General features: G+C 61.8%; 1 protein-coding gene. It reads right to left on the bottom strand.

Features of this window, described 5'->3' with window-relative positions:
• Window positions 1–135: 135 nt before the first annotated feature.
• Complete coding sequence (locus tag IVA82_RS28430) at window positions 136–1,440, bottom strand: IS701 family transposase (protein ID WP_247384176.1); 1,305 nt, start codon at window positions 1,438–1,440, stop codon at window positions 136–138.
• Between the last annotated feature and the right edge of the window lie 87 nt (window positions 1,441–1,527).

The raw sequence follows: 1,527 nt of genomic DNA, 5'->3' as shown, positions 1-1,527 counted from the left end.
CTAGTTCTACTGCGTCACAAATTTCGGCGCGGTCGCATTTTGCTTTGGCCGCAACACGGGCATCGCGGCAGGGTTCTGGCGATCGCGTTGGCCAAACGGATGCGCATGGTTGCGATTGAGTTCGGGATGTGACGCTCAGGCCGCAACGGCAGTACCTCTGGATCGGTAACCTGCGGGAAAGGCAAGTTGCGGGAAGATCGCGGCGGCACGCGTTCCTGAGGGGGGAATCGTCTCCCTTTCGGAGATCAGGAATCCGTAAGCCGCGATGCAGAGCGTTGCGTGATGGTGGAAGCCACGCCATCCCCGACCTTCAAAATGCCCGAGGCCGACTTCTTGCTTGAGCTCCTGATAGTCGCGCTCAATGCGCCAACGCAGCTTGGCGAAGTAGACCAGACGATGAAAGGCGATGTCCGCGGGAAGCGTCGACAGAAAGTATTTGGTCGGCTCGGTCTCGTCCTTGGGCCACTCGATCAAGAGCCATTCTTCCGGGCGCGGCTCGTGGCGCCGTTCGTCACGCTGCGCGACACGCACCCGCACCCGCGCAAAGCGCGAGGACATGATTTCCGCCGAACCTTCTCGCCATTCGATGGTGCGCCAGGCGCGCTTGGGCAGGCCGAGCGCGAGCTCTTTAACCGAGGCTGGCCAGTGCTTGTCGTCGCGCCGCAGGCGCTTTGGTGGGCGTCCACGGCCGGACCAAGTCTTCGGCGGCAGCGGTCCCGTCCCGTCTGCCCACACCGTCGTGTTCGACAGAATGCCCGCGACGTAAGCCAGCCCCAGCGCCGTGATATCGGCGCGCAGATTGCTGTTATTGCCGTAACCAGCATCGAGCAGCCCCACGCCACGCGGCAAACCGGCCGCGCAGGCCCAGCGCAGTTGCTCTAGCGCGATCTCATGCTTGGTCTTGAAGCCAATATCTTCAGGAACCCCCACCTTGCGCAGACGATCGCTATCCTCCGCCCATTCCTGCGGCAGATACAGACGGTACGCCACCGGCAGGCTCGCATGTTCGTTGGCAATCGACAGCGACACCGCGACCTGGCAGTTGTCCTCTTTGCCGAGCTGACCGCAATATTGCCGCGCAACACCGACCGAATGCCGACCCTTCTTCGGCAGTCCGGTATCGTCGATAATCCACGCCTCGATCGGGCCGTGACGCTCGATCTCAGGCAAAACCTTCTCGCGCACCTTGGCCAAGACGCGTTCGTCGGACCAGCGTCCCTCGCCGACAAAATGCAGAAGCGATTGATGCTGGGCGGCCACCCGCGCCGGTGCCGTCACCGCTGCGATCGGTTCGACGCTCTTGCGCTCACCTCGCAGCATCAGCCCGGTGCAATAATCGCGAAGCGGCTGCTCCCGGTCTTTGTGCCCAATCACGCTCGCAAGCCCCTCGACATAGGCGGCAAATCGCGATTCACTGCTCTTAAGCCTTCGGCGATCCATCCTCAGCACCTACCGCTGGTGTGAATCTCGCCCAATACCTGATTCCTGTATCCTTGGTACTGCGACTTTCTGACTCAGTAGAACTAG

Source organism: Bradyrhizobium sp. 142 (genome assembly GCF_023074015.1).
Taxonomy (GTDB): Bacteria; Pseudomonadota; Alphaproteobacteria; order Rhizobiales; family Xanthobacteraceae; genus Bradyrhizobium.
Note: the sequence above shows the minus strand (reverse complement) of the source record. Positions and strands in the feature narration are given on the sequence as shown.